1 protein-coding gene is annotated in these 305 nt (G+C 29.5%); it reads right to left on the bottom strand.

All coding sequences use genetic code 11. The annotated features are described in order from the left end of the window. Nucleotides 1–305: hypothetical protein (locus AYC60_RS09080; protein WP_197416973.1), on the bottom strand; the 305-nt coding region annotated here is incomplete at both ends.

Genomic DNA, 305 nt, shown 5'->3' on the forward strand with positions numbered 1-305 from the left:
ATGCTTTTTGTGCATGTTCTTTAACTATATCTTTAATATCTATATTATCAATTCTGTAAGCCCCTGTTAAGATTATATTTGAATCATCTGTTACTTTTGATTCAAATCTTGCTCCTAAGTACCCTGGCGTTTTAAGAGAACCTGCTTTTCCTTCTCCTTTTAAATTTCCCCCTGCAAATATAAATGTTTCTTTTTTAGAATCTAAATATAATCCTAAATCCAGTTTAGTTGATAAGTCATATTCAATTTTTGTTCCACCATTATCTGACTTAATTGTCGCTTCTGAATTTGATTTAAAATATCCC

The organism is Streptobacillus felis, assembly GCF_001559775.1.
GTDB lineage: Bacteria > Fusobacteriota > Fusobacteriia > Fusobacteriales > Leptotrichiaceae > Streptobacillus > Streptobacillus felis.